Source organism: Citrobacter sp. wls613 (assembly GCF_005281195.1).
GTDB classification, from domain to species: Bacteria; Pseudomonadota; Gammaproteobacteria; order Enterobacterales; family Enterobacteriaceae; genus Citrobacter; species Citrobacter gillenii.
Map to the genome: position 1 here is coordinate 4473 of NZ_SZXN01000060.1, position 467 is coordinate 4939.

Sequence of the window (467 nt, forward strand, 5' to 3'; positions counted from 1 at the left end):
GATTATCAGTCTCAATCCGGGTGGGGAAACATCTCTTTTGCGTGTAACAGCCGCAGTGGAAAAAGGCTCGCAGCATCCGCTGGGTATGGCAGTAGTTAAAGCAGCACAGGAAAAGGGGATCGCAATACCCGCAGTCACTCATTTCGATGCACCGTCGGGTAAAGGTGTCTCAGGCGATGTCGAAGGTCAACGGGTTGTTATTGGTAATGAACTGGCTATGCAGGAAAACAGTATCGTTATTGATAATCAAAAGGCCGTTGCGGATACGTTGCGGATGGAAGGCGCTACCGTTATCTATGTGGCCACAGACGGGGACCTTGCAGGCCTGATAGCTATCTCGGATCCCGTGAAAACAACCACGCCGGATGCGCTTAAAGCTTTGCGTCAGGCGGGGATCCGCATTGTTATGCTCACCGGGGATAACCAGCTTACTGCTGAAGCAGTCGCACGGAAACTGGGAATAGATG

1 protein-coding gene is annotated in these 467 nt (G+C 51.8%); it reads left to right on the top strand.

Translation table 11 applies throughout. From position 1 onward, the window contains the following. On the top strand, nucleotides 1-467 hold a 467-nt coding region (locus tag FDX01_RS13510), incomplete at both ends, for an HAD-IC family P-type ATPase (protein ID WP_137399923.1).